The organism is Acinetobacter sp. UBA2063 (assembly GCF_002333245.1).
Taxonomy (GTDB): domain Bacteria; phylum Pseudomonadota; class Gammaproteobacteria; order Pseudomonadales; family Moraxellaceae; genus Acinetobacter; species Acinetobacter parvus.
This window is the reverse complement of sequence record NZ_DDAH01000106.1, coordinates 1,144-1,886: the sequence shown is the minus strand read 5'-3', so window position 1 is coordinate 1,886 and position 743 is coordinate 1,144. Positions and strand designations below refer to the sequence as shown.

Sequence of the window (743 nt, the reverse complement as noted above, 5' to 3'; positions counted from 1 at the left end):
TTTGCATCGTGATCCAACACGATTGCACGTGAACTGGTTGTACCCTGGTCAAATGCAACCACATATTTTTTTTGACTATCTGTAGAGATCATGGCATACCTATTCAGAATTGCCTTATGTATCAAAGCAATAAATGAAATACCTATTAAAAAAATGGGCCTCAACACTGCGATACAGCAACAACTTGTATATAAAAATAAAAAACTTGCACGATTATATGCAAAATTGTTCGAAAACGAAAATTCTTTCTCTCATTTTGAACCCAAATCATGATGAACAGCGTGAGTTTTAAAGATTCATCACAATACAAAATCTAATTTATGCGATACTAAGACTAGAAATAATAGGACTACTAATATGAAAAAAACTAATTTATTGATTATTGTGAGCGGTACACTTCTGGTTGCGGCATGTCAAAGCACTCCACATCAGTACAATGGTGTGACAGGTTATGAAATTGAAAATAAAACGGCAACTTCGGCAACACTAGCCTATACCTTGGCAGCACGTGGCAACAGTGAGGTTGATGAGAAAAAACTACAGCATGCCTGTAAACAAGTGTTAGGAATGGAAAAAACCTATAAAATTTCGATACTCAGTGTCAATGAAATTATGAACCCAACCAAACAGGAACAATATGGGGTGCAACTTGGCAACAGCCGTGCAACTTTTGGTCTATCCAACTCACCTGATTTAAACAACACTGAGGGCTATGCAACACGTCAGGCACTGGAAACACGCCC

General features: G+C 37.6%; 1 protein-coding gene. It reads left to right on the top strand.

What is annotated here, in order from left to right:
* Window positions 1-357 precede the first annotated feature (357 nt).
* Window positions 358-743: hypothetical protein (locus tag B4H32_RS04730; RefSeq protein ID WP_286800429.1), on the top strand; the 386-nt coding region annotated here is incomplete at its 3' end.